Here is a 1,222-nt window from a genome sequence, read left to right on the forward strand (position 1 = left end):
TCTTGTATTTTAAACGCGGTTGGGTAAAAGTTGATATTGCTTTGGCACAAGGTAAAAAACTTTATGATAAGCGTGAAACTATTAAGCGTAGAGATGATAAACGGGCTATGCAAAGAGCAATTAAACAATATTAGATTAACAAATTGTATGACAGTAAATTTGATGATTTTGCTATTAGTATAGTTTATTGAGATAGTCAAACGTAGAGGAAATTTAATTGATCACTATAAATTTTAGTATCATAATATGCGACAGCTTCTTTTATTTTTATTTGTGCCTATGAATTAAAATTACAACCTATTATTTTTCTCTAGAAAGTAATTTCTGAAATACCTGTTTGTGACTCACTGTTTAAACTTTTCCTTATTCAATTTATTCAACTATTTTTTCTAACTCAATCTCCCATAAAGCATCTATTTGATAATCAGCATCAATATTCAGTAATATAGAATCCGGTTGAAAAGTCGTCATTACGACCAAAAGGAAGCAATCTCAGGGGTTGCAAGAGATTGCTTCCTTCCACTCCGTTCCAGTCGCAATGACTACAATAAATAATCATCCGGATTGGATATAAAAAATTAATGCCCAAAACTGCCAGAATTTTAGATGCGTTTGCCCTGCATTTATAGAAAAATAAATTTCCACCCCACCTGATTAATTTGTAGTACAAAAATATCAACTTAATAACGACGCATTTCATTCAGAAACTTATTTTGATAACGCAAAAACTCTTTCCTAGATTCTTGGGAACGACGTTTATGATCTTTGTAAATAGACTCACGCAAATTTTCTAGTTCCTGAATTCGACGCCGTTGATCCTGGAGAAACCCTTGCTGATACTTCAAATATTCCGTGTGCCACTCATTAAAACGACGTTGACCATCACGAACTAACATTTGACGATAATGTTCGTGATCGAGCAAATGTATTGGAACATTACTCAAGTCTCTCATAACTCAATACCTCTTAAACTAAAGTTCTAAATCTTAAAATTTTAACATTTTATTTATTTAATATCAAATCCTATAGCTTCTGAGTAATATTATAGCTATTAGCTTTAAGTATTCAGTTATCAGTTTCAAGACATTTTATTCATGCTAGAATGTAATTTATAGCAGTCAAACCAAGGGCTAGGAGCTTAATAAATTCTGTTTGCGTTGTCAAGGATTACTTCTGACTTCTGACTTCTGACTTCTGACTTGCGCGTAGCGCCATAACACTA

General features: G+C 32.5%; 2 protein-coding genes. One reads left to right on the forward strand and one right to left on the reverse strand.

Annotation, left to right across the window (positions count from 1 at the left end):
* Nucleotides 1–2 precede the first annotated feature (2 nt).
* Nucleotides 3–134 (forward strand): SsrA-binding protein, encoded by a 132-nt coding sequence (locus F6K22_RS41225; RefSeq protein WP_375340250.1) that lies wholly within the window; start codon nucleotides 3–5, stop codon nucleotides 132–134.
* A gap of 546 nt (nucleotides 135–680) precedes the next feature.
* On the opposite strand, the gene F6K22_RS41230 is transcribed toward F6K22_RS41225, so the two are convergent.
* Nucleotides 681–953 carry a hypothetical protein gene (locus tag F6K22_RS41230; RefSeq protein ID WP_293110982.1) on the reverse strand — a complete coding sequence of 91 codons (273 nt, stop codon included), beginning with the start codon at nucleotides 951–953 and terminating at the stop codon, nucleotides 681–683.
* Between the last annotated feature and the right edge of the window lie 269 nt (nucleotides 954–1,222).

The organism is Okeania sp. SIO2F4, assembly GCF_010672385.1.
Taxonomy (GTDB): Bacteria; Cyanobacteriota; Cyanobacteriia; order Cyanobacteriales; family Microcoleaceae; genus Trichodesmium.